The sequence below is a fragment of the Pseudomonas sp. WC2 genome (genome assembly GCF_050586545.1).
GTDB lineage: Bacteria > Pseudomonadota > Gammaproteobacteria > Pseudomonadales > Pseudomonadaceae > Aquipseudomonas.
In genome coordinates this window covers 84,156-107,106 of sequence record NZ_JBOBDR010000015.1, presented here as the reverse complement: position 1 = coordinate 107,106, position 22,951 = coordinate 84,156, and the positions used below count along the sequence as shown (strand labels likewise).

Here is a 22,951-nt window from a genome sequence, read left to right as displayed (position 1 = left end):
GCTTTAAAGAGTCGGTCAAGACCGAACAGTGCTCTTCGGAAATTTCCTACGCAGGTAAAGGAAAAATCCTACTCAGAAAGTCTCGCTGCTTCTCTAAATTGCCGGTTCTTCGAGTGCGAACCGGTTGTGTCACGGGTTCGAACTCAGCCGATTTACGTCGTTGCCCGAAAGGGCTCCCGTGAGGATCCGTTGATGAAAACCTGTTCCCCCTTGTTCAAACTCAGCCCTGTTGCCGTGGCCGTGGCCCTGCTGATGCCATTGCAGGCGAACGCCTACACACCGTCGGTCAATGGGGGGGCCGTGGTCTATGACGAAAGTGTCACCACCGGCCTTCAATCGATTGGTACCGATGGCACGGCGCATCGCACGACGGTTAGCGGCAGCGGCGCACAGAGCGTGTTCCAGTACGGTGTGAGCTACGACACTCTGGTCGAGGGCGCAACGCAGAATGTCTCCAGCGGGGTCAGCTACGGCACCGTGCTCAATGACGGCGGCCTGCAAGCTGTCAACAGCACCGGCGTCGCCAATGACACCGTGCTCAATGCCAGTCAGCAGACCGTCAACAATTCCACGGTCAACCGCACCGTGATCAACGCCGGCAGTGTGCAGACGCTGGATGTCCTGGCTATCGCCAATGACACCCGGGTCGGCAGTGGTGGCGTGCAGAACCTCAGCAACAGGGCCACGGCTAACGGCAGTGTGATCGCCACCGGCGGTGAGCAGACGATTCGTCGCGGCATGATCGGCGGGGCAGTGGCCAACGACACTCGGGTCGAAGGCGGCATCCAAAGTATCTACGACAGCGGCACGGCCAACCGCAGCACAGTCAGCGCTGGCGGACAGGTCAATCTGTACAGCGGCGCTCAGGCCAACGGGCTGGTGGCGGAGGCGGATGGCACGGTGAATGTCATGGAGAGCGGCGTGAACACCGTGGATTCGCTGACCCTCAACGGCGGTCGTCTGGCCTTTGCGCCAAGCACCGACGGCAGCTTCAAGACCTTCACCGTGAACGCCCTGTCCGGTAACGGCAGTGTGTTGATGAATACCGATATTGCCAGCGAACAGCACGATTTGCTGGTAGTGCAAGGCGCCGGGTTGGCCAGCGGTGACCATACGCTGATTGTCGGCGATTCCGGTCATGAACCGACCACGTCAGAGGGTCGCTTGCTGCTGGTCGATACCAATGGCGGCAGCGCGAAATTCGGCCTGTACGGCGGCCATGTCGACGCCGGCGCGTTCCGCTACACCTTGCAGCAGCAAGGCGATGACTGGGTGTTGAGCAGCGCGGGGGCCACACCGGTTGATCCCGTCGATCCCGTGAAGCCGATCGATCCCGTTGACCCGGTAACGCCCGTTGACCCTGTAACGCCGCCGCGTCCGGTTGACCCAGCGCCAGAGCATCTGTCCAAAGGCGCCAACGCCGCGATTGCGGCGCACACGGCCGGCGCGACGCTTTGGGGCGCGCAGATGAACGCGCTGGTCAAGCGCCTTGGCGAGTTGCGCATGGGCAAGGATGACGGGGGCATCTGGACCCGCGCCATTGGCAAGCGTTTCGATGTCAGCGAACGCTCCAGCCGCGCCTACAGCCAGGACATCACTGGCCTGGAAGTCGGCGCCGATAAAGCCATTGCTCTCGACAGCGGCAAGGTATACGTCGGTGGCGTGCTCGGTTCGGCACGTTCCGACCTGGATTTCGGTGAAGGGGCGACCGGTGATATCGACAGCCGCATGTTCGGTATTTACGCCACCTACCTCAACGACAGTGGCGTGTACGTCGACAGCGTTTTGAAGTACAGCCGTTTCGACACGGACATCAAGACACCAACCAATCTGGGGCAAGCGGTAAAAGGTTCCTACAGCACCAACGGCATCGGCGCCGACATCGAGGTCGGCAAGCGTATCCAGCTTAAGGCCGGCTGGTTTGTCGAGCCACAACTGGAAATTACCGCCACCCGCACCCAAGGCGCGAGCTACACCGCCAGCAACGGCCTGCGGGTCAAGTCCGATGATCTGGACTCGCTGCAAAGTCGGGTCGGTTCGCTGTTCGGTCGCAGCCTGGAACTGAGCAACGGCATGAAGGCGCAGCCCTACGTCAAAGCCTCCTACATCACCGAGCATGCCGGTAATAGCAAGGTGCGGGTCAATGGCAATCGCTTCGACGCAGAGTTGCCGGGCAACCGCGTGGAGCTAGGTTTCGGTGGCGTCCTGCAGGTCAGCGAAAAAAGCAAAATCTCGCTGGATGCCGAGTACGCCAAGGGCAATGACATTGAACAACTGTTTGGCGTGAGCCTGGGTTATCGCTACCTCTGGTAAGGAAAGGCCGCGACGGAGCGATTCGTCGTGGGCTTCTTCTGAGATTTTGAGAGTTTTACTTTCGTCTTTTAAGAATAGTCCTACATAGGTGGGCGGCGGTTTTGGTTAGCGTGTTCTCCATCGCACGTTTGCTTTGACCTTTTCCTCTACTGTCGAGAACCAATGTCCTACAAATGCTGGCGAATTGTCGTCGCCGAAGTGCAACACAGCCGCTATCACCAAATCGAAAAATCCCTCAAGGAACTGGGCTATCGCGCATCGACGCGGGTGCATTCCTTACGTGAATTGCTGGGCGTGACCCATTACGCCCACGATCCGTTCGAGCACTTCGATCTGATGATCATCAACGGTGAGCTTCTGGCGACGGCCGGGCTCGACCCCGTGCGTTTCTTCCAGCGCAATCCGCAGATCCGCCACGGCGTGATCCATGATGTCCGGCGCGGCCAGCCGCAGGCCGAGACGATCTACGCCACCCAACGACGCCAGTTGTGCCTGATCCACTCAGCGGATCGGCTCAGCCTCGGCCCTTTGCTGGAGCAACTCGATGTTTAGGCGATTTCCTTCCGTTTTTCGGACATTTCCCAAGGACTCAAGCATGGGATCGGCTCAGACTGGCGGCGGATTGTCGATCAGCGAGCCATCTTCCATGCCCGATTTGCCGCTTCGTGTATTAGTGCTGGAAGACCATGCGTTCCAGCGTTCGGTGGCGGTGAATATGCTGCGTACCCTCGGCTGCCGCGAAGTCTTTGAGGCCAGTGACGGCGCTCAGGCGTTGGCGCTGCTGCAAACCGTTGGCACCGTCGACGTCGCGCTGTGCGATTTGCAGATGGACGGGATGGACGGCCTGGAGTTTCTGCAGCGGGTTGGAGCCACGGGGCAAGTGAAGTCAGTGATCATCAGCAGTTCGCTGTCGGCGGACCTGCGCCGGGCCGTGCATCAAATGGTCGCGTTGCTGGGCCTTGAATTGCTCGGTGATGTCGGCAAGCCGCTGCATGTTCAGGTGCTGGCCGATTTGCTCGATAAAGCCGTCAACCGCCCGGCCATGTCTCAACCACCTGCCGCCGCCATCACGCTGGCCGACGAAGCCGCTGTGCGTCAGGCGCTCGCTGAGCAGCAATTGCAGGCTTGGTATCAACCCAAGTTCAATCTGCACACCGGTGAAGCGTGTGGCGTCGAAGTGTTGTGCCGCTGGTTGCACCCGACGCAAGGGGTGATCTCGCCGGCGTTGTTCATGCCAGTGCTGGAACGCTGTGGTTTGCTCGATGAACTGCTGTTTGTCCAGCTTGAGCAGGCCTTGTCGGTGCAGCGTCGAGCCCGCGAGCAGGGCTTTGCCTTGAACGTCGCGTTCAACCTGCAAGCGGTGCAGTTGGCCAGCGGTGAACTGACCTCGACATTGCGCAACCTGCTGGCGCGCCATGCCACTTCAGGCGCGAGCCTGACCTTTGAACTGACCGAAAGCGGACTGCTCGAAGCCCCGGCCACCAGCCTTGAAACACTGGTTCGCCTGCGCATGATGGGCTGTCGTCTGTCGATTGATGACTTCGGTGCAGGCTTCTCCTCATTGCAGCGGCTCTGCCAATTACCGTTCAACGAAATCAAGCTCGATGCCGATTTCATTCGCAACCTGCAACACGAACCACGCTGCCGGGCCGCGATCAGCAGCACGCTGGCGCTGGGCGAAACCCTGGGTATGAGCGTGGTGATCGAAGGGATCGAGACCGACGCGCAACGCCGCGAACTGCTCGCGTTGGGCTGCACGCTGGGACAAGGCTATTGGTACGCGCGACCGATGCCCGGCGAGGATCTGCTGAGTTGGCTGCAGCAACGCAGCGATCAACACACCTCGGATGAATGACCGGTTTTTTCGGAATCGTCCTACAGAACCATCTGGTGGGCTTGCGTACTCTTGCGCCCTCCAAACACCTGACCACCGGGAGATTGAGCATGATCAATAAAGCCCTGCGCATTCTGATCGCCGACCCAGAGCATTTTCACCGGATGAAAATCGAGCGTCTGTTCAACAGTCTGGATTATTACCGTGTTGCCCCGGTGCAGGACCTCGCCGAGCTGTTGACCCTGGTTGACTATGGCTGCGAACCGTTCGACGCGGTGGTGATCAATGCCGCACTGGCGGGGGACTCGCTGGATCTGCTGGGGTTTTTCCTCGATAACCCGCAGGTTCGCCAGGTCTTGATCTACAACGAACCCTCGGCGCCCATGAATACGGCGCTCGGCTTCGCTCAGGACAACGTGCAGATCAGTCACGCCGCGTTGCCAAGTGCCCAGCTTGTCCGGCACCTGATGGCTGTGGTCGATGCTCCCCGGTGGAAGCAGGACTCGTCCTTGCCGCAACGTGCGTATGCATAGAATTTCGTACGGCGCAACTGTCAGGTCTGACAGGTGAATCAAAGCCCGTTCCGTGCAACAGTCTTTGCGCAGCCACTGCGTCAGAAACCATCGACAGCCGTGGCGTCATCGTCAGGTCTTGCACTGGGAGTGCTCATGAAGTCAGCGCTGATCGTCGACGATCATCCGGTGGTGCGCGCCGCCGTGAGGATCGTGCTGCAAACCGAAGGCTTCAAGGATATTCACGAAGTCTCCAATGGCAGCGAGGTGGTGTCGCTGATTCGCGAGTTCAAACCCCAACTGGTCGTTCTCGATCTGCGTTTGCCAGCGCTCGACGGGCTGGATGTACTGGCCCGAATCAAAGCCAATGACCTGGATTGCCGCGTTCTGATCTTCAGCTCGCACGACCCCTTGTACTATCAGGAGCGCTGTCTGCGAGCCGGAGCGATGGCGTATGTGACCAAGAGCAATCAACTGCAGCAATTGCACAAAGCTATTCAGGCGGTCATGTCGGGGTACACCTATTTCACCTCGCTGCCTGACAGCGTCAATACGCTGAACACCGTGCAGCTCACCGAAAAACAAATGATCGATCAGCTGTCAGATCGCGAGTTGAGCATTTTCCAGCAATTGGCCCAGGGCAAGCCCAACAAAACCATTGCCGAAGACATGCTCCTGAGCCACAAAACGATCAGCACCTATAAAACCCGGCTGATGAAAAAACTCGGGTTGAATTCGGTCGTGCACTTGCGCGGTTTCGCCAAACGCAACCAGTTGATCTGAGCCGTTCTGCATGAGCGCGGTGTACCGGATCTGCCTGCTCTATCTGAGCTATATCGCGATCTGCGGGGCGAGTGAAACGCCGCAGGTCCTCGACGTGCTGACGCGTTCGGTTCTGGAAAACGTGCAGCTACGACTGGATGAGCAGGACCGCCAATGGCTGCGCGAACATCCCGTACTGCGCATGGGTGTTTCCGGGCCGGACTATCCGCCGTTCGAAATCACCCGTAATCAGCATGAGCTGGAGGGTCTGACGGCCGATTACGCCGATCTGCTGGGGCAATTGCTCGGCGTCAGGATCGAAGTCCGACGCTTCAGCAACCGGCAAGTCTTGATCACGGCACTCAAGGATGGCGAGTTGGATCTCTTGGGGACGTCCAACCAATTTGAAACTGCCGACCCGGAGATCGTTCTGTCCAGGGCCTACGCGGAAGATCAGCCGATGCTGGTGACCCGGGTCGATGATCCGCAGCCGGCGGAACTCGTTGGCAAACGCATCGCCGTGGTCGAGGACTACTTGCCATTGTCGAGCGTGCAGCGGGTTTATCCCGGGGCAGACGTGCAACGCTATCCTTCAGCGATGGATGCGCTCGGTGCCGTGGCATTCGGTGCGGATGACGTTTATCTGGGCGATTTCATCAGCGCCAATTACCTGATCAACACCAATTATCGCAATGACCTGCAACTGGCCGGGCCAGCGGGGCTGGATGCCAACCCCTTCGGTTTTGCCTTGCTGCGCCGTGATGCGCGTCTCAAGCCTATCGTCGACAAGGCGCTGGCGGCGATTCCCATGGAGCGCCGTCAACGTATCGAGCAGCGCTGGAGCGCCGGTCACGCGGAAATGGCCGAGCAGTCGCAGGTGCAACTCAGTGCCAGCGAGCAGGCGTGGCTTGATGAACATCCGCGTGTGCGGGTCGGGGTTATCGAAGATTTTGCGCCGCTGACGTTTTTCGACGCTGATGGCCGTTTCAGCGGGCTGTCGGCGCAACTGCTCAGCCTGATCAGCCAGCGCAGCGGGCTGACTGTCGAGATCGTGCGCGGGACTTCACTGGATCGCCAGATCGAGCAACTCAAGGCCGGCGAGATTGATGTATTGCCGGTGGTGACCCCCAGCAGCGAGCGAGAAGCGGAGCTGCATTTCACCCGCGCCTACCTGAATAACCCGTTTGTGCTGGTCGGGGCGGCCACGGCGCAAAGACCGCTCACGCTCGGCGATCTGCAAGGCAAACGCCTGGCGATTTATCGCGGGCATCCATTGCGCGCCTATTTGTCGGCAAACGCACCGGGAATCCGTCTGGTTGAGGTCACCAGCCCGGCGGCCGGTATGGCGCTGATCGCCAAAGGGCAGGTCGATGCGACGGTGAGTTCATTGCTGGTGGCGCGTTATCTGATCGCTCGCCATTACCGCGATCGTTTACGTATCTACGGCACGGTGGGCGATCAACCGGCGCGTATTGCCTTGGCCACATCGCCACAGGCCACCGCTCTGCACTCGATACTGAACAAGGCACTGCTGAGCATTGCGCCACAGCAAATGGACGAGTTGGTCGAGCGCTGGAGCCATGATGTCGTCGTCGAAGACAGCTATTGGCTGCGTCATCGCCGCGAAATTCTGCTGGGTTTTGCCGGTGCCGCCAGTCTGTTGGTGTTGGCGCTGGTGTGGATTGGTTTTCAGCGCCGGCAGATTCGCCAGCGTCAGCAATGGTTGCACCAGTTGCAGCAAGCCAAGGATGTCGCCGATGACGCCAATCGGGCCAAGAGCACATTTTTGGCAACCATGAGCCATGAAATCCGCACACCCATGAATGCGCTGATCGGCATGCTGGAACTGGCCTTGAAACGCGCCGAAGAGGGCGTGACTGATCGTTTGGCCATTCAGGTGGCCTCCAATGCCGGGCAGCAATTGCTGGCGTTGATCGGCGACATTCTCGACATCTCGCGGATCGAGTCGGGGCATCTTTCGCTCGCTCCGGAGCGTGCCAATCTGCGCGAGTTGGTGCTATCGGTATGCCGGGTCTTCGAAGGTTTGGCGCGGCAGAAGCGCTTGATCTGGTCAATCGACCTGGACGCGCAGAGTGACGTCGACGTGCTGATCGATCCGACGCGCTTCAAGCAAGTGTTGTCGAATCTGCTGAGCAATGCGATCAAGTTCACCGAGGAAGGCGAGGTGAGATTGCAACTTGTTGTGGCCACCGGCGGCGCCGAGCGCTTGGCGATCAGCGTGATCATTGAGGACACCGGCATCGGCATCAGCGATGAGGATCAGCATCGGCTGTTCAGCCCCTTCGTCCAGGCCGGTCACCATCCTCAAGCCGCTCGCAGTGGTTCCGGACTGGGGCTGGTAATCAGCCGCAGCCTCTGTGAAATGATGGGTGGAACCGTACGGCTCGACAGCGAGCCAGCGGAGGGAACGCGGGTTGAAGTCAGGCTCGATGTGTCGTTGCTGGATGCCCGGGAGCCAAACCCGGTCGTGCCTGAAACCGCCGTCGTACCGGCGCGCTCACTGAGCATCCTGGTGGTCGACGACCATCCGGTGAATCGCTTGCTGCTGTGCTGGCAATTGAGTGAACTCGGGCACCGAACCGTCGACACCGAGGATGGCGCACAAGCGCTGGCACGCTGGAGAGCGCAACCGTTCGACGGGGTGATCACCGACTGCAACATGCCCCGCTGCAATGGTTACGAATTGACGCGGGCCATTCGTGATGAAGAGGCCGCGAGCGACCGCACGCCGTGTTTGATTCTCGGCTTCACCGCCAATGCGCAGGCTGAGGAGCGTTTACGCTGTTTCGAAGCCGGCATGGACGATTGCCTGTTCAAGCCGATTCGCTTGAGTGATTTACAGCAGGCGCTGGAAGGATTCGGTCATCGTGAAGGTGAAATCGAGGTGATCGCTGAGCCTGATTTGACGGAAATCGACCTCAGTACCCTGGAGCAGATGGCCGGGGATAATCACGCGCTGATGGATCGCTTGCGCAGCGAAGTGTTGAACAGCCTGCACCACGATCTGCAGCGTCTCGACGATCTGAGCCAGGAACCTGATTGCGGTGGCTTGCGTGACCTTGCCCATCACATCAAGGGCGGGGCGCAAATGGTCGGCGCGGCGCGGGTGGTGGCGGCGTGCGTCGACCTCGAGCGAGCGTGCCGCGCCATCGACACCGTGGCGGTTGACCCGGCCATCAACACATTGCGCGAAGCCCTGCAGGGACTCGCGCAACGTCTTCAGGCTTGAGCGATCAATCCCAGGCTGGCGCGATGCCTTTGGGGCTGGTCAGGCGATGGCCGCGATCCAGCGTGGCAATCAGATTCATATCCGCATCGCTCAACGTCAGGCGGCAAGCGCCGAGATTGCTTTGCAGGTTAGCGCGCTTGGTCGACGACGGAATCACCGCGTATCCCGATTGCATGGCCCAGGCCAATGTCACCTGCGCCGGGGTGGCTTGCAGGCGCTCGGCGATTTGCTGTATCAGCGGATCTTTCAACACCTCGCCGTAAGCCAGGGTCATGTACGACGTGATATGGATGCCCTGGCTCTGGGCGAACTCGACCACTTTACGGTTTTGCAGATACGGGTGCAGTTCGATCTGGTTGGTCGCGATGTTCTCTGCGCCGACCACGGCGATCGCCTGTTGCATCAGGTCGATGGTGAAGTTGGACACACCAATCTGCCGGGTCAGGCCCAAACGCTTGGCCTCCAGCAAAGCGCCCATGAATTCTTCGACCGGCACTTGATCTTCTGGCGACGGCCAGTGGATCAGCGTCAGGTCGAGGTAGTCGGTTTGCAGCTTTTCAAGGCTTTCCTTAAGGCTGGCGATCAGGTGATCCTGGGCGAAGTTGGCAACCCAGATCTTGCTGGTGATAAACAGTTCTTCTCGCGGGATGCCGCTGGCGGCGATGGCCTGGCCGACGTCGGCTTCGTTGTCGTAGATTTGCGCGGTATCGATTACCCGGTAGCCGAGTTCAAGGGCGGTGCTGACCGAATCGATGACCACTTGGCCTTGCAGGCGAAAGGTACCGAGGCCGAAAGCAGGAACAGACATGAAGACTCCAGGGTTGTAGTGGGAATGGGCCTGAGTATCCGCGTCTGGTTCCTCGGGAAAAACCGCTGGTGGGGCAAAGCAGTGTTGATCAGAAGTCATGAATCTATGTGGGTTCCGGGTTGTCTGGGCTGGCCTCTTCGCGAGCAGGCTCGCTCCCACAGGTTTTGAGGACACTGGGGATCCACTGTGGGAGCGAGCCTGCTCGCGAATGCGCGAAGCGCCATCGTTCTGCAGATAGAACGCTGAGACTGGTTTTTGCCGTCTAGTGCATTAATGCCTACAGATTTATGATGAATCCATTGCGTCACTCACCCCATTGGAGACCACCATGAAAAACATCATCGGTATCTACACCAGCCCGCGCGGCCATTGGGTCGGCGATGGGTTCCCGGTTCGCACGCTGTTTTCCTACGACAACCTGGGCAAACACATCAGCCCGTTCCTGCTGCTCGATCACGCCGGCCCTGCCGATTTCACCCCGACCACCGAACGGCGTGGCGTGGGTCAGCATCCGCACCGTGGTTTCGAAACCGTGACGATTGTGTATGACGGGGAAGTGCAGCACCGCGATTCGACCGGCAGTGGCGGCGTCATCGGCCCGGGCGACGTGCAGTGGATGACCGCCGCTTCCGGCATTCTCCATGAAGAGTTTCACTCGGAAAACTTCGCCAAAACCGGCGGCAAACTGGAGATGGTGCAGTTGTGGGTCAACCTGCCGGCCAAGGACAAAATGGCCGCGCCGGGCTATCAGACCATTGTCGACAGCGACATCCCGAGCATCGCGCTCAAGGACAATGCCGGCAGCCTGCGTTTGATCGCCGGTGAGTTCGGAGGCCAAACCGGTCCGTCGCGCACCTTCACGCCGATCGACGTGTGGGATCTGCGCCTGAACGCTGGCAAGCTGCTGACGCTGGATCTGCACGAAGGGCGCAACACCGCGCTGGTGGTGTTGAAAGGTTCGGTTCGGATCAACGGCGTGGAATCGGCGAGCGTAGGCCAGTTGGTGCTGTTCGAACGTGACGGCGATCAACTGACCCTCGAAGCCAGCCAGGACGCGGTGGTGCTACTGCTCAGCGGCGAGCCGATCGACGAACCGATCGTCGGCCACGGCCCGTTCGTGATGAACACCGAGCAGGAAATCCACCAGGCGTTCGCCGACTTCCAGTCCGGCCGCTTCGGCCAGATGCACGGCTAACCCGGCCACAGCACAAACCCCTGTGGGAGCAAGCTCGCTTCCGCAGGGGTTTTCGTGTTTTTGCGCGGGCGTTCTACCGCTGAAATCAATTGCTCCTACACTTGCCCAATCTGTGCGATCTTCTCGCGATTGGCCTTCGTCGGAGTTGTTTGATGCTGTCTCTGCTGACCGAACACCCGTTGTTTTGCGCGTTGATCCTGATCCTGCTCGATCTCGGTCTGTGGCGTTTGATCAGTTCCCATGGCAGCGAGTGGAAGCTGTTGGTGCGCGTGCTGATCTTCACCCTGTTCAGCGTGTTGTTGTTCAACGAAGGCCTCAACCCGATGGAGCCCGCACCGTGGGCCGATAACGTGCCGCTGCATTTGGCGGCGACCGGGTTGCAGATCGGCTGGTGGCTGTTCGGCGCGCGGACCCTGACGGTGCTGATCGGCGCGGTGATGATGCAACGGGTCGGCCACACCGGGCGGCTATTGCAGGACCTGCTCGGCGCGGTGATTTTTCTTATCGCGATCATTGCGGCGCTGGCTTATGTGCTGGATCTGCCGGTCAAAGGTGTATTGGCGACCTCCGGAGCGCTGGCGATCATCGTCGGCCTGGCCTTGCAGAGCACGCTCAGCGATGTGTTTTCCGGGATCGTCCTCAACACCACCAAGCCCTATCAACTCGATGACTGGATTTCCATCGACGGCACCGAAGGCCGGGTCACCGACATCGATTGGCGCGCCACGCGGCTGCAAACCAGTCAGGGCAGCATGGCGGTGATTCCCAACTCGCTGGCGGCCAAGGCCAAGATCATCAACTTCAGTCGGCCGAGCAATATGTTCGGCGTCGCGGTCAGTGTGCAGGTCAGCCCCCATGCGCGGCCCAGTTCAGTCGTCGAGGCATTGGAGCGGGCGATGCAGGGCTGTCGGCAATTGCTCGACTCGCCAGCGCCGAGCGTTGCGCTGAAAAGCTCCGGCAATAGCGGGGCGGAGTACGAGATCAGCGGTTTCGTCGCCTCGATGGGTGAGAAGCGCGTAGTGCGCAATCAGTTGTTCGACCTGGCGTTTCGGCATTTGCAGGCGTCCGGGGTCAATCTGCTGTCGAGCAATGAGACCAGCGTGCCAAGCAACCTGTCGCGGCCACGGGCGTTGCTCGACAGTTCGCCGATATTCTCGACATTGCGTCAGGAAGAGAAAGACACCTTCAGCCAGAACATGACCCTGAAAACCTTTCGTGCCGGGGACATCATTCTGGCGGGCGGCGAGGTCAGCGATCACCTGTTCATCATTGAATCCGGCGTGGTCTCGGTGACCCTCATGCGCCACGGCACGCCGTTCGAATCCGGGCGCATGGGGCCGGGCGAAGTGATCGGCGAGGCGGGGATTCTGTCCGACTCCTCATTGCCGGCGGACTTTTCGGCGAAGACCTTCTGTGTGCTTTATCGCATCGAAAAGTCCTACCTCAAGCCCTGCCTCGACGCCCGCCACGACATCAATGACGCGATGCAAGCGTTGCTCGATTATCGTCTGCACAAGGCGCAATCCCTGACCGAGGAAGCGCCGGTGGTGGTGCCGAAAAAAGGTTTCCTGCAGTGGCTGCGCAGCCGCGCCTGAGTGTTACCGGTAGCCGGCGAGTTTCTGTTCCAGATGCAGACGCACTTGCGGCCACTCGTCGTCGATGATGCTGAACCGCACCGAGTTGCGCTTGCGTCCGTCCGGCATGATCCGCTCATGCCGGACGATGCCTTCTTGCTGCGCACCCAGGCGCAGGATCGCGTGGCGTGATTTCTGATTGTTCTCGTGAGTCGTGAACTGCACCCGCACGCAATCGAGTACTTCGAAGGCGTGACGCAGCATCAGGTACTTGGCTTCGGTGTTGACGAAGGATTTCTGCCAGCTCGCTGAGATCCAGCTGCTGCCGATTTCCAGCTTGCGATTGAGCGGGTCGATCTTCCAGAAACGCGTTGAGCCGATCACCTCGCCGGTGTCTTTTAAAACGATGACAAACGGCATCACCGTGCCAGCGTCACGGCCATCCAGGGCTTTTTTTAAATAGCTGTCGACGGTGTCGACCGAAGGCACGACGGTGACCGTGAGGTTCCACAACTCGCCGTCGGCGGCAGCGTGGAGCAGGGCGGCAGCATCTGAATACTGAAGCGGGCGCAGGAGGATGCGCTGACCTTGCAGCGTGGTTTGCATGGCAATCAGGTCTCGGCAGTGCGGACAAAGGACGAGCGCCTATTACGCCGCAGCCGGGCGATCCGATGCAACCGGCGCAACGCTCATGAGGTCACAATTTTCACAGCCTCTGGGCAGGAGCCTCAGCCAATGAAAAACCTGCGGATCGCCACTTATAACGTCAACGGTTTACGCGCGCGGTTGCCGAACCTGCTGGATTGGCTCAAGCGCGAGCAACCGGATATCGCCTGCCTGCAGGAACTCAAATCGGTCGACAGTGCTTTTCCCGCTGCCGAACTGGAGGCCGCCGGGTACGGCGCGATCTGGCAAGGCCAGACGGCGTGGAACGGCGTGGCGATTCTCGCCCGCGATGCGCAACCGTTGGAGAGCCGCCGCGGTCTGCCGGGCGATCCTGACGACAAGCACAGTCGTTACCTGGAGGCTGCGGTGCATGGCGTGTTGGTCGGTTGTCTCTACCTGCCTAACGGCAACCCGCAACCGGGGCCGAAGTTCGATTACAAACTGGCCTGGTTCGAGCGGCTGATCAGCTATGCGAAAGACCTGCAAAGCAGCGATTACCCGGTAGTGCTGGCCGGCGATTACAACGTCGTGCCCACTGACATGGACATTTACAACACCCGCTCCTGGCTCAAGGACGCTCTGCTGCAACCCGAGAGCCGTGAGTGTTACCAGCGTTTGCTCGATCAAGGCTGGACCGATTCGCTGCGCCATCTGTATCCCGACGATCGTCTCTACACGTTTTGGGATTACTTCCGCCAACACTGGCAAACCAACTCCGGCCTGCGCATCGATCATCTGCTGCTCAATCCGGCGCTCAGCCCTTATTTACATGAAGCCGGGGTCGACGCCTGGGTACGCAATGAGCCACACGCCAGTGACCATGCGCCGACCTGGATTCGGATCGGCTCGCGCAAGAAACGCTAGCAGGCGATTGGCGAAATCAATTGTCGAAAGCAGTGCCTGATCCCGTATACATGGCGACCATCAACGCAGTGAACTGCGGCCCCATGCATAAGGATCGAGCAATGAGTGAGCCACGCCTGACGAATTTGAAGGTGTACCTGCAACGCCTGGGTTTTGATGCACCGCCAGCGCCGACGCTGGCGACTTTGCGCCAGTTGCAGCTGCGCCACACCGGCGCCTTTGCGTTCGAGAATCTGGCGACCGTGACCGGGGCGCCGGTGCTGATTGATCTGCCGTCCATTGAAGCCAAAGTCCTGCTCGGTGGGCGCGGTGGTTACTGCTATGAGTTGAATCATCTGTTCTTTGCCCTGTTGCGGGAGCTGGGCTTCGACGCTCGGGGCATCAGCGGTCGTGTGGTGATGAATCAACCTGAAGGCGCGTGGACCGCCCGCACGCACCGCTTGAGCCTGGTCACCCTCGACGGCGTGCGTTACATCACCGACGTCGGCTTCGGTGGCATGGTGCCGACCGCGCCGCTGCTGCTCGACAGCGAAGCCGAGCAAGCCACCCCGCACGAACCTTACCGCCTCGAACAGCAGGCGGATGGCTACATGCTGCGCGCCTGTGTCGCGGGGGAGTGGCGGCCAATGTACCTGTTCGACCTGCAGCGCCAGGAGGACATCGATTACACCATCGGCAACTGGTACGTCTCGACCCATCCGCGGTCACCGTTCACCCAGCGGCTAATGGCCGCGCGTACCGGCGATGGCTGGCGCAAGACGCTGAACAACGGCAGCTTCGCGATGCATCGCATGGGCGCGGACAGCGAACGGCGCGAAATCACCGACGTCTCGGCACTGATCGAGTTGTTGGCGCAGGAGTTCGAGATTCACCTGCCAGACGAGCCGCCTGTACGGCATTCCCTTGAGCGGGTGATTGCTCCGCGCTGAGCCTAAGGTTTGGCGTCGGGCTCCAGTACCCGACGGATTTCCCCAGCCGCCGCCGACAATCGCTTCTCAAGACTCTTGAGGTCGGCGGCGGTGATGCCTTTCTTCAACTGCGCCGAGTGCTCGATGTGTTCTTGCGGGTCTGAATCCAGCAGGGCATGGCGCAACGTGTTGTTGATCACCGTCTGGTAGCCGAAACCTTCGTTTTCCGCCACGGCGCGCGCGGCGTCGATCACTGCATCGTCAAGCATGATGGTGATTCGGGTCTTGCCCTTGTTTGACGCCACGGCGCCGCGTTTGCCTTGGGAAAAGTCATATTCGTCTTTCATTGGTCATGCCTCCAGAAAATACGCGCAACGTTCGCTCGGTGTGGCGACACGTGCAGAAATGATTCGAACGACATTCGCTTCGCGGTAACTGTACGCAACGACCAGGAAACGTCCCTTGCTATCGAGGCCGAGGGTGACCCAGCGCTGTTCATCGTGATCGTTGTCCTCAATCGTCAGGGCTCGTTCGTCGTGAAAAACCGCTTCGGTCTCGGCGAGGCTGACGCCTTTGTGCTTGAGTTTGTTGGCTGCGTTCTTGCTTTTGTCGTACTGAATTTCAATTGACTTCATTATGCATACTTTATATGTATAAAAAAGGGCGCGACTGCACCGTCGGTCGCCGTGAACACTTCAGCGTAGTGGGGGCAGGCGCCGGCACCGGAGGGGATGTGTTGCCGGATTTGTGGGGGATGGAACGCGCAGGCTAGAAGGTTGGATGGCTACCTAACCATTTTGTGACTGATAAGTTGTATACAACTCTATGGACATTTGTCACGACTATTGAATACAGTGTGCGCATAACAAAAACCAGGGAACCCCCCACCATGAAAACGCCCCATGTTTCACACCAACGGCCCGAGGACGAGAATCTCGGGGTCGGCGCGAATATGGCTTACGGCCTGCAACATGTTCTGACCATGTATGGCGGTATTGTCGCGGTGCCACTGATCATCGGTCAGGCTGCCGGGCTGTCGCCGGCGGACATTGGTTTGCTGATTGCTGCTTCATTGTTTGCGGGGGGGCTGGCGACACTGCTGCAAACCCTGGGTCTGCCGTTTTTTGGCTGTCAGTTGCCGCTGGTTCAGGGCGTGTCGTTCTCCGGCGTGGCGACGATGGTCGCGATCGTCAGCAGCGGCGGGGAGGGCGGCTTCCAGTCGGTGCTCGGCGCCGTCATTGCGGCATCGCTGATCGGCCTGCTGATCACGCCGGTGTTCTCGCGTATCACCAAGTTCTTCCCTCCATTGGTTACCGGTATTGTGATCACTACCATCGGCCTGACGCTGATGCCGGTGGCCGCTCGCTGGGCCATGGGCGGCAACAGCCACGCGCCGGACTTCGGCAGCATGCAGAACATCGGTCTGGCGGCGGTCACGCTGGTGTTGGTGTTGTTGCTGAGCAAGGTCGGCAGCTCCACCATCTCGCGTCTGTCGATCCTGTTGGCCATGGTGATCGGTACGGTGCTGGCAGTGTTCCTCGGCATGGCCGACTTCTCCAACGTGACCACTGGCCCGATGTTCGGCTTCCCGACGCCGTTCCACTTCGGCATGCCGACCTTCCACTTCGCCGCGATCCTGTCAATGTGCATCGTGGTCATGGTGACGCTGGTGGAAACCTCGGCGGACATCCTCGCCGTCGGTGAAATCATCGGCACCAAGGTCGACTCCAAGCGTCTGGGCAACGGCCTGCGCGCCGACATGCTGTCAAGTATGTTTGCGCCGATCTTCGGTTCGTTCACCCAGAGCGCTTTCGCCCAGAACGTCGGGCTGGTGGCGGTGACCGGGATCAAGAGCCGTTACGTGGTGGCCACTGGTGGCGTGTTCCTGGTGATTCTCGGCCTGCTGCCGTTCATGGGCCGGGTCATCGCGGCAGTGCCGACCTCGGTACTCGGCGGCGCTGGTATTGTGCTGTTCGGTACCGTAGCGGCCAGCGGTATCCGCACGCTGTCGAAGGTTGATTACCGCAACAACGTCAACCTGATCATCGTCGCGACCTCGATCGGTTTCGGCATGATCCCGATTGCTGCACCGAACTTCTACGATCACTTCCCGAGCTGGTTCGCGACGATTTTCCACTCGGGCATCAGCTCTTCGGCGATCATGGCGATCCTGCTGAACCTGGCGTTCAACCACTTCACGGCGGGCAACTCGGATCAGCAGTCGGTGTTTGCCGCGGCGGAAGAGCGCACCCTGCGTTATCGCGATCTGGCGGCGCTGCGTGAAGGCGATTACTTCAGCGACGGCAAGTTGCATGACTGTGATGGCAAGGAAGTGCCGGTGATTGAGCCGGATGACCACGATCACGGCCATGGCGCGCCGAAAGCGCATGCCAAGAGCAGCGAGCATGTCTGATCGTTGCAATGAATAGAAAAGGGCCGATCAGTCGCGAGACTGATCGGCCCTTTTCTATTGCGTCTAGCGTTGATCAGAAAGCGTGGTCGGTGGACGGTGAACCCACTGCGCTCCATACGCTGACGAGATCAGCATCGTCTGCCAGGTCCAGCGTTCGTGAGCCATAAACGCGCTTCAACCAGCGTCGCCCCGTCACTGCGTCTCGCCCATGGACGCAACGATAGTTATTGAAAATCAGCATTTCACCCGGATTCAAAACGAGGTTGAACGCAGTCTCTTCGGCTTTCTGTTTCCACGCGTGCACCGCCGCCTCAGCCTGGGAATTCAAGGCATTGGTAAAAATCGCGCAGCGCGACTCTTCAAACCCATCGATGGTTTTCAGAAACGGCGAGGGCGGGGAGACCAGCGTGTAGCCGTTGACGGCAAATGACTGGTCGTGCCGATAGGTGAACAGCGGTTGGCACAAGGTTTCGATCACCTCTGGCGCCAGCGCATGGTTGATTTGCTCGACAATGGCAATTCGGGTGGCCGATTGTGCGTCGTTGTTGATGGCAATCAGCGCGGCGGCTTCGGGCCTTGCCGCTCGGGGCAGAAACGGGCTCTCGACGTGCAGGTTGAAAAGGATTCTGCCGGCATTCGACAGCGTGTCTTCCCAGCCTTCAATCGGGTGCACATCCTGCAAAATGGCTCCGTCTTTTTCTTCTGGATAACCGAAATGATTGAGCCCAATGGCATGCGTGATGCCGACCAGAATGGCTGAGGTCAAATCGTGGGCAGTGGGTTTGCCATTGGTGCCGAAGGTGTCGACGGGAAGATTGCGCACGATGCAAAAAGGCAGGCGCGAATTGAACAGGCAGTCGTGGATGGTTTGAACAGGTAACGCGGACTTGAGGACGGCGTCAGCGTAAGTCTTGGAGGTGCGATCAAAGGGAGTTTCCAGCAGCAAACCGATGGAGTCGCTCAATGCGACTCGGTCTTCATCGGTGAGGGTGATATCAAGAATGTCGTTATAGAGCATTATCTGATCTCGATTTTATTATTGTCAGGTCATGTGATTCAGCGCGAGTTGTACGGCTATGTAAATCAATGAGCCGAGCAGAGTGGTGGTAATCAAACTTGCTCTTGTCGCGAATACCAGCAGCAGCGTAAATAAAATGGCCGCAGTCGCCGGAATCACGTTCTTGAGTATTTCGGTGGCGCAGATATAAACGGCAAATGTGATAAAAACAGCGCAGGGTAAGGCGCGTTCCAGAACGGCTTTGGAAGTGTCAGTTATATTGATTTTTATAAAGACCGGAATAATGCGTACCAAAACACTGGTTAACGCTAGCGCAGCAATTGCAAGAAGATGAAAGTTGTTATTCATAATCCAATCCTCACGAATCGCCAGGTCATTAATAATATACTCGGCAACCAAAACCATAGCGGGCCTAACAACCAAAAGAATGCCAGCGCGATGCTGACGCACAGCGTGACTTCGCGGAACAACTCTTTGCTGCGATCGCTTTTGAATAGCCGCTGGTTTATTTGTTGGGTGGACAGAATCAACAGTACCAGGCTGGCAGGAATGCCAATGTTGATGTTTTCAATCAGCGATAGATCAGGCAACAAGTTGGCCAAAAATACTCCGCCGACTGACGAAACAACCCATGTGCCAAAGATGGAGAAGCGTATGGCCGCCACTGTGGCAAGCCGGTCAGTTGATTGCTCCAGTGCAAACGCCTCGTCACCCAACAAGTGCGCCATTAATGCACGAGGCGCCGCACTTTTCGGCAGTCTTGATGCGGTCGAAAACGCGATCGGTATATAACGGCTGTTAATCGCAATCGCCAAGAACAACATGGTCGAGAAGCCAATGGCGCTGTCGGCCAGTGGCAGTAACGCGAACTGGCCGCTTCCGGAGAAACCCAGCGCACTGAAGATCAGGACTTCGGATGCGGTCCACTTTGCCTGCACGGCGAGCACGCCAAACAAAAGGCCTATGGGTAATATCGCCAGACACGTCGGGATGACGCGTTTTGAGGTGTGAAGACGCAGTGGCTGCACATCCGAAGCTGATGTCATGTCGGGATTTCCTGAAAAGCAATTATTGACTGGCGCGCGCTTCGTGGGCCGGGCCATACGCCCGGTTTTGCCATTTGTTGATTTCTACGACCCAGATATCGCGGTAACCGGTTTCTCCAGATGCCGGTGCGATATCGGTGGCGTAATGGATATAGCGTTCATCATCAATCAGGACCGCCATGTTCTCGCCGAGGGTTTCCCGGTGCACGATTTCCTGGGTTTGAGGGTCGATGATCTGGGTCTCGCCACCCGTCACGTTGCTGCGTCTGGCAACCACGATAACGCTGTACTGGTGGCCGTCGCGATGGGGGCCTTCCGGTACGGTGACACCACGGAACTCGTGGTTGGCGATGACGCGAATCTGGTTCACGTTGACGTGAAAGAACTCGGAGCGACTGACCGGCAGTTGATCCAGGATGGACGCGATGAGCGGGCCCGGGTCGCATTCCAGCTGCTCGCGGTGACGAAAAACGCCGCCAGCCTCGGGCAGATTGATGTGGGCTGCCGACTGAATGTACTTGCGCCGCGGGAGCAATGCGCAAAACCACTGGCCTTCTTCGTTGTAGGTCAGGTACTGCGAGAGTCGGATTTCCCGCAGCCTTTTCAGGCTGTGCCCGTCTCGGGGCATGTTGTCGAACGACGCCATGACGGCGTCGGACATTGGCGGTGTGTGGATGGTCTCGAAACCTGCGGTCGCGAACTGTGGCATTTCGTTTTCGACGACCCGGGAAAGTGCATCTTGCATGTTCTTGTCCTTGTTAAGCGGGAGTCAGGTTGAAGGTTGGAACTTCGAACGGCTTGAGCGCCTTGATGTGCTTCTGGGTAATCCCGCGATAAAAATCACACGCCGAAATTTCTACAACATCGATCGCGGCATATTTCTTTTCCAACGGGCCGAGACACAGTCCACCGCAGAAGCCTTCGATCGAGCAGCCACGGCAGTATTCGGGGTTTTCTCGGCGCAATTGAGCGTGCGCCAGATAGGCGGGCTCGTTGAGGATCTCGGCTTTTTGTTCGATGGAGCCAATGAGCGTAGAGCCGGCCTTGCAGGAAAATACCGAGCCATTGGGTTCGATACTGAATTGCGCGCCTTTGGCTGAGCAGTTCTTGAAGCCTCGCTCGGAGACGGCGTCGTAGCCGAGCAAGACCTGAAAGATCTGATGCCAGTAGCCGGTCAGGACGACGCCTCTTTGTCTGCCGTATTCCACGACACGCCACAGTCGATCAACGATGTTGGCAGCGCCGTAGCGGGAATAGAAACTCGGGTCGAAATCCACGACCACGCCGATCTCACCCGCGCCGACTTCCACAGCAAGGTCGACGATGGACTCATCAAACTCCTCCCAGGTGGAAGAGGTCAGGGCCGAATTGATCGCGACACGGTTGTTCTCTGCCTGCAGCATCCGCAGCCCTTGCATGACCACCGGGGTGCTGTCGTCGCCGTTTTTCAACGGACGGCTTGGACTGGTGGGCGAGTCAAAGCTGACGCAAACCGCGACCTGGTATTTGGCAAAGGTTTTGGCAACTTCTTCAGTGATCAGCGAGCCATTGGTGACGGTGGAGTAGGCGATATGCATGCCGTCGGCCTGGCCGTTGCCAAATCGCTCCAGCACAGCTGCAATCGCCTTCCAATTGAGCAGGGGCTCGCCGCCGAAGAACTGAATCATCACGCTGTTCACGCCGGTGGAACGGCAGGCTTCCAGCGCATTTTCAACATAGCGAATGGCATCCGCGGGTTTCATCCGGCGATTTTTTGAGTCGTACTGATGTTCAAAGCGTTCTTTCGATGCGTACATCGAATCATTGAGGTCGACTTTGACTTCGTCCAGCGACACCAATCTTATCTGGTCGAGCTTGGCGATTTCGGCTTCGGCGGACATTTCTTTGCCCTGAATGCCCTCAAAACAATAAGTGCAGCCGAAGTTGCAGGCGTTGGCCAGAATGAGTTGGATAATGTTGACTTTGCGGCTGATCTCACTGGTCGCTGGAATGATGGGAGTCTTTTCTGTGATCAGAAAGTCCCGTGCAACCAGTTGCTGGATCAGTTCGATTTCTCTGGAAGTTGCTTCTTCGTCGAGCCACTTCTGAGGAATGGGGCGGCCAGTCGAGAAGCTATTGAGCACGTCATGAGCAGCCTCATCCAATAAGCACAAGGCACCTAATTCACGGTGGTATACAGCAGTATGCTTTTCGACTTCAACTTTCATCAAGTCGGCCGAAATATTATAGTTGTGGTGCATAAACTCTCCTGTCCGTAGGAGCGCGCTGCATTAAATGCAGCGCGCAAAAAATCACTTGGTCAAATGATTTTTGAGTTTGTTGTGCTTGTTGAATGCACCGCTGAAAGTACCACCAACAGTACCGCCGACAGTTCCACCTACTGTGCCACCAACGGTACCGCCAACTGTTCCACCGACGGTGCCGCCCACCGTGCCACCGACAGTACCGCCAACAGTTCCAGCAAATGGGGAAATAATCTGTTCCATAGTAACTTCCTCTTGCGTCAAAGGGTCGAAGATGACCCACATATTGCATCCGATATTGAATGCATATTCTTGATCACGCAGACGGGTAGCGAGGGAAGCTACGGATAGTGGCATTCGCTAATGCTAGGCTTATGATCTAGCATCCGAAGTAAGAGCTACCGACGACATGCAACTTTATGGGTTGTAGGGGTCGCGTCGGTGAAAATCCATTTATCGCGTTACAGTATGTTTGCGGAAACTGAATGTCAATCTCCGACCGGGAGATTTTCATAAAGTGGGCACGAGGTTTCACCACCCGTGTTTGATTCCTTGTGAATGTTTTTAAGAATCATTCTTGTGTGAGGTCGAGTTGGTGATAGTGCGATGGGGAAAAGTCCAGACGAAAAAAAACCGCCCGTAGGCGGTTTTTTACGATTCAAAGAAGCTTGAAGCATTTTCTGAATCTTTATTTGGCTCCACAACCTGGACTCGAACCAGGGACCCAATGATTAACAGTCATTTGCTCTACCAACTGAGCTATTGCGGAATTGGTGCGTATGTTACTGATTCAAAAAGAGAAGTCAAGCGTGGGGTGTAAAAAACCGCAATTCATCTGGACGGACGGTGATTTGTCAGCGATTGGCGATTACCAGAACTGCCAGAGAGGTCTACCATGGCCGCCCGGAAGTGGTCACACGCGCTGCCGGCCATTCGCCGATAAGGTACGCGCCATGAAAGATTCCGCCCGTCACTCTGCCCGTAACAACGAGGTATTCGCATGAGCACCACGCAAATCAGCCTGCCTAAAGGGGTAGGGCCGCATGCCGAAAAACTCTTTGAGGCAATCACCCAGGCCAGCACTGCCGAAGAATTGAACCGCGCAGGCGGCAAGGCCGAAGGTTTCGTCCTGGGCCTGGAGAGCGCCAAGGCGATCAAAAGCCAGGTCGCCGAATCGCTGTACGTCGTTTATGACGATGCGGCCGCTCAGCGTGCGACCGAACTGGCTTAACTGCCGAAGGTAATCGTGCCGAGCATCAGCTTGGCGTAGGCCGCGGTGGCCGCCAATTGCACCAGCCATAGGGCCAGGCCGCCGAGAAACACCCCGGCCGCTACTTGCAGCACCAGGCTTTTTTCGCGTTTGGCCGATGCGCGGGGGATGAAATCATCCAGATCGTCACGGTCGGCGCGCAGGTTGTCGTTCTTCATATCTGTTCTCACAAGATTCGCTGATGTATACAAAACCCTGTAGGTTTTGATTTGTGTGCAGTCTAGAGGGTGTGGAGAGTCTTTCGGGACAAATAAAAAACGGGAAGCCCCAAGGCT

General features: G+C 58.2%; 23 protein-coding genes and 1 tRNA gene. 12 read left to right on the top strand and 12 right to left on the bottom strand.

Translation table 11 applies throughout. The features are described 5' to 3' along the window. Positions 1–192 precede the first annotated feature (192 nt). The 6 genes from ACQ4OE_RS19235 to ACQ4OE_RS19210 all read left to right on the top strand — a co-directional run bounded on the left by ACQ4OE_RS19235 (position 193) and on the right by ACQ4OE_RS19210 (position 8,671). Positions 193–2,313 (top strand): autotransporter outer membrane beta-barrel domain-containing protein, encoded by a 2,121-nt coding sequence (locus tag ACQ4OE_RS19235; protein ID WP_430947563.1) that lies wholly within the window; start codon positions 193–195, stop codon positions 2,311–2,313. Between the two features lie 162 nt (positions 2,314–2,475). Then, a complete protein-coding gene (locus ACQ4OE_RS19230) occupies positions 2,476–2,865 on the top strand; it encodes a hypothetical protein (RefSeq protein ID WP_122592502.1) in 390 nt (129 codons plus the stop codon). Between the two features lie 94 nt (positions 2,866–2,959). Then, the gene (locus ACQ4OE_RS19225) at positions 2,960–4,168 is read left to right on the top strand and encodes an EAL domain-containing response regulator (protein WP_122592605.1); all 1,209 of its coding nucleotides are present in this window, start codon (positions 2,960–2,962) and stop codon (positions 4,166–4,168) included. Positions 4,169–4,257: 89 nt separating this feature from the next. Then, positions 4,258–4,680, top strand: a complete 423-nt coding sequence (locus ACQ4OE_RS19220) for a chemotaxis protein CheY (protein WP_122592501.1) — start codon at positions 4,258–4,260, stop codon at positions 4,678–4,680. 135 nt (positions 4,681–4,815) lie between these two features. Then, on the top strand, positions 4,816–5,442 hold the full coding sequence (locus tag ACQ4OE_RS19215) for a response regulator (RefSeq protein WP_430947562.1): 627 nt from the start codon (positions 4,816–4,818) through the stop codon (positions 5,440–5,442). Positions 5,443–5,452: 10 nt separating this feature from the next. Further along, complete coding sequence (locus ACQ4OE_RS19210) at positions 5,453–8,671, top strand: transporter substrate-binding domain-containing protein (protein ID WP_430947561.1); 3,219 nt, start codon at positions 5,453–5,455, stop codon at positions 8,669–8,671. Between the two features lie 4 nt (positions 8,672–8,675). On the opposite strand, the gene dkgB is transcribed toward ACQ4OE_RS19210, so the two are convergent. Beyond that, positions 8,676–9,479, bottom strand: a complete 804-nt coding sequence (gene dkgB / locus ACQ4OE_RS19205; RefSeq protein ID WP_430947560.1) for a 2,5-didehydrogluconate reductase DkgB — start codon at positions 9,477–9,479, stop codon at positions 8,676–8,678. 328 nt (positions 9,480–9,807) lie between these two features. Between dkgB and ACQ4OE_RS19200 the strand changes: the two genes are divergently transcribed. Together ACQ4OE_RS19200 and ACQ4OE_RS19195 are read left to right on the top strand one after the other, a co-directional pair. Further along, positions 9,808–10,674, top strand: coding sequence for a pirin family protein (locus ACQ4OE_RS19200; RefSeq protein WP_430947559.1), 867 nt, complete (start codon positions 9,808–9,810; stop codon positions 10,672–10,674). Positions 10,675–10,826: 152 nt separating this feature from the next. Then, entirely contained in the window at positions 10,827–12,269 is a 1,443-nt protein-coding gene (locus tag ACQ4OE_RS19195) for a mechanosensitive ion channel domain-containing protein (protein ID WP_430947558.1), read from the top strand. A gap of 3 nt (positions 12,270–12,272) precedes the next feature. Here the strand turns inward: ACQ4OE_RS19195 and ACQ4OE_RS19190 are convergent, their stop codons facing one another. After that, positions 12,273–12,854: a GNAT family N-acetyltransferase gene (locus ACQ4OE_RS19190; RefSeq protein ID WP_430947557.1), complete on the bottom strand. Its 582-nt coding sequence runs from the start codon at positions 12,852–12,854 to the stop codon at positions 12,273–12,275. Positions 12,855–12,983: 129 nt separating this feature from the next. Here ACQ4OE_RS19190 and xth point away from each other — a divergent pair, with 129 nt between their 5' ends. Beyond that, positions 12,984–13,778 carry an exodeoxyribonuclease III gene (xth, locus tag ACQ4OE_RS19185; protein ID WP_430947556.1) on the top strand — a complete coding sequence of 265 codons (795 nt, stop codon included), beginning with the start codon at positions 12,984–12,986 and terminating at the stop codon, positions 13,776–13,778. A gap of 101 nt (positions 13,779–13,879) precedes the next feature. Beyond that, positions 13,880–14,707 carry an arylamine N-acetyltransferase family protein gene (locus ACQ4OE_RS19180; protein WP_430947555.1) on the top strand — a complete coding sequence of 276 codons (828 nt, stop codon included), beginning with the start codon at positions 13,880–13,882 and terminating at the stop codon, positions 14,705–14,707. A gap of 2 nt (positions 14,708–14,709) precedes the next feature. Here ACQ4OE_RS19180 and ACQ4OE_RS19175 read toward each other — a convergent pair whose 3' ends face one another. Together ACQ4OE_RS19175 and ACQ4OE_RS19170 are read right to left on the bottom strand one after the other, a co-directional pair. Then, a complete protein-coding gene (locus tag ACQ4OE_RS19175) occupies positions 14,710–15,033 on the bottom strand; it encodes a BrnA antitoxin family protein (RefSeq protein ID WP_122592492.1) in 324 nt (107 codons plus the stop codon). Positions 15,034–15,036: 3 nt separating this feature from the next. Continuing rightward, positions 15,037–15,321 (bottom strand): BrnT family toxin, encoded by a 285-nt coding sequence (locus ACQ4OE_RS19170; protein WP_122592491.1) that lies wholly within the window; start codon positions 15,319–15,321, stop codon positions 15,037–15,039. A 254-nt stretch (positions 15,322–15,575) separates the two neighbouring features. On the opposite strand from ACQ4OE_RS19170, the gene ACQ4OE_RS19165 reads away from it, so the two are divergent. Next, positions 15,576–17,099, top strand: coding sequence for a nucleobase:cation symporter-2 family protein (locus ACQ4OE_RS19165; protein WP_122592490.1), 1,524 nt, complete (start codon positions 15,576–15,578; stop codon positions 17,097–17,099). A gap of 73 nt (positions 17,100–17,172) precedes the next feature. Here the strand turns inward: ACQ4OE_RS19165 and ACQ4OE_RS19160 are convergent, their stop codons facing one another. From ACQ4OE_RS19160 to ACQ4OE_RS19130, 7 genes are all read right to left on the bottom strand, one after another. Continuing rightward, positions 17,173–18,117 carry a TauD/TfdA family dioxygenase gene (locus ACQ4OE_RS19160; protein ID WP_430947554.1) on the bottom strand — a complete coding sequence of 315 codons (945 nt, stop codon included), beginning with the start codon at positions 18,115–18,117 and terminating at the stop codon, positions 17,173–17,175. A 24-nt stretch (positions 18,118–18,141) separates the two neighbouring features. Beyond that, positions 18,142–18,465, bottom strand: coding sequence for a hypothetical protein (locus ACQ4OE_RS19155; RefSeq protein ID WP_430947553.1), 324 nt, complete (start codon positions 18,463–18,465; stop codon positions 18,142–18,144). Continuing rightward, a complete protein-coding gene (locus ACQ4OE_RS19150) occupies positions 18,462–19,163 on the bottom strand; it encodes an AzlC family ABC transporter permease (RefSeq protein ID WP_430947552.1) in 702 nt (233 codons plus the stop codon). Before ACQ4OE_RS19150 ends, ACQ4OE_RS19155 begins: the two co-directional genes overlap by 4 nt. 22 nt (positions 19,164–19,185) lie before the next feature. Beyond that, a complete protein-coding gene (locus ACQ4OE_RS19145) occupies positions 19,186–19,908 on the bottom strand; it encodes a 2OG-Fe dioxygenase family protein (protein WP_430947551.1) in 723 nt (240 codons plus the stop codon). Between the two features lie 13 nt (positions 19,909–19,921). Further along, positions 19,922–21,403: a radical SAM protein gene (locus ACQ4OE_RS19140; RefSeq protein ID WP_430947550.1), complete on the bottom strand. Its 1,482-nt coding sequence runs from the start codon at positions 21,401–21,403 to the stop codon at positions 19,922–19,924. Positions 21,404–21,454: 51 nt separating this feature from the next. Then, complete coding sequence (locus tag ACQ4OE_RS19135) at positions 21,455–21,649, bottom strand: hypothetical protein (RefSeq protein ID WP_122592484.1); 195 nt, start codon at positions 21,647–21,649, stop codon at positions 21,455–21,457. 450 nt (positions 21,650–22,099) lie between these two features. Then, a tRNA-Asn gene (locus ACQ4OE_RS19130) sits at positions 22,100–22,175 on the bottom strand. A 231-nt stretch (positions 22,176–22,406) separates the two neighbouring features. On the opposite strand from ACQ4OE_RS19130, the gene ACQ4OE_RS19125 reads away from it, so the two are divergent. Continuing rightward, on the top strand, positions 22,407–22,637 hold the full coding sequence (locus ACQ4OE_RS19125) for a hypothetical protein (protein WP_122592483.1): 231 nt from the start codon (positions 22,407–22,409) through the stop codon (positions 22,635–22,637). Here ACQ4OE_RS19125 and ACQ4OE_RS19120 read toward each other — a convergent pair. Continuing rightward, positions 22,634–22,834 (bottom strand): hypothetical protein, encoded by a 201-nt coding sequence (locus ACQ4OE_RS19120; protein WP_016983541.1) that lies wholly within the window; start codon positions 22,832–22,834, stop codon positions 22,634–22,636. The two genes, ACQ4OE_RS19125 and ACQ4OE_RS19120, sit on opposite strands and share 4 nt — an antisense overlap. Positions 22,835–22,951 lie beyond the last annotated feature (117 nt).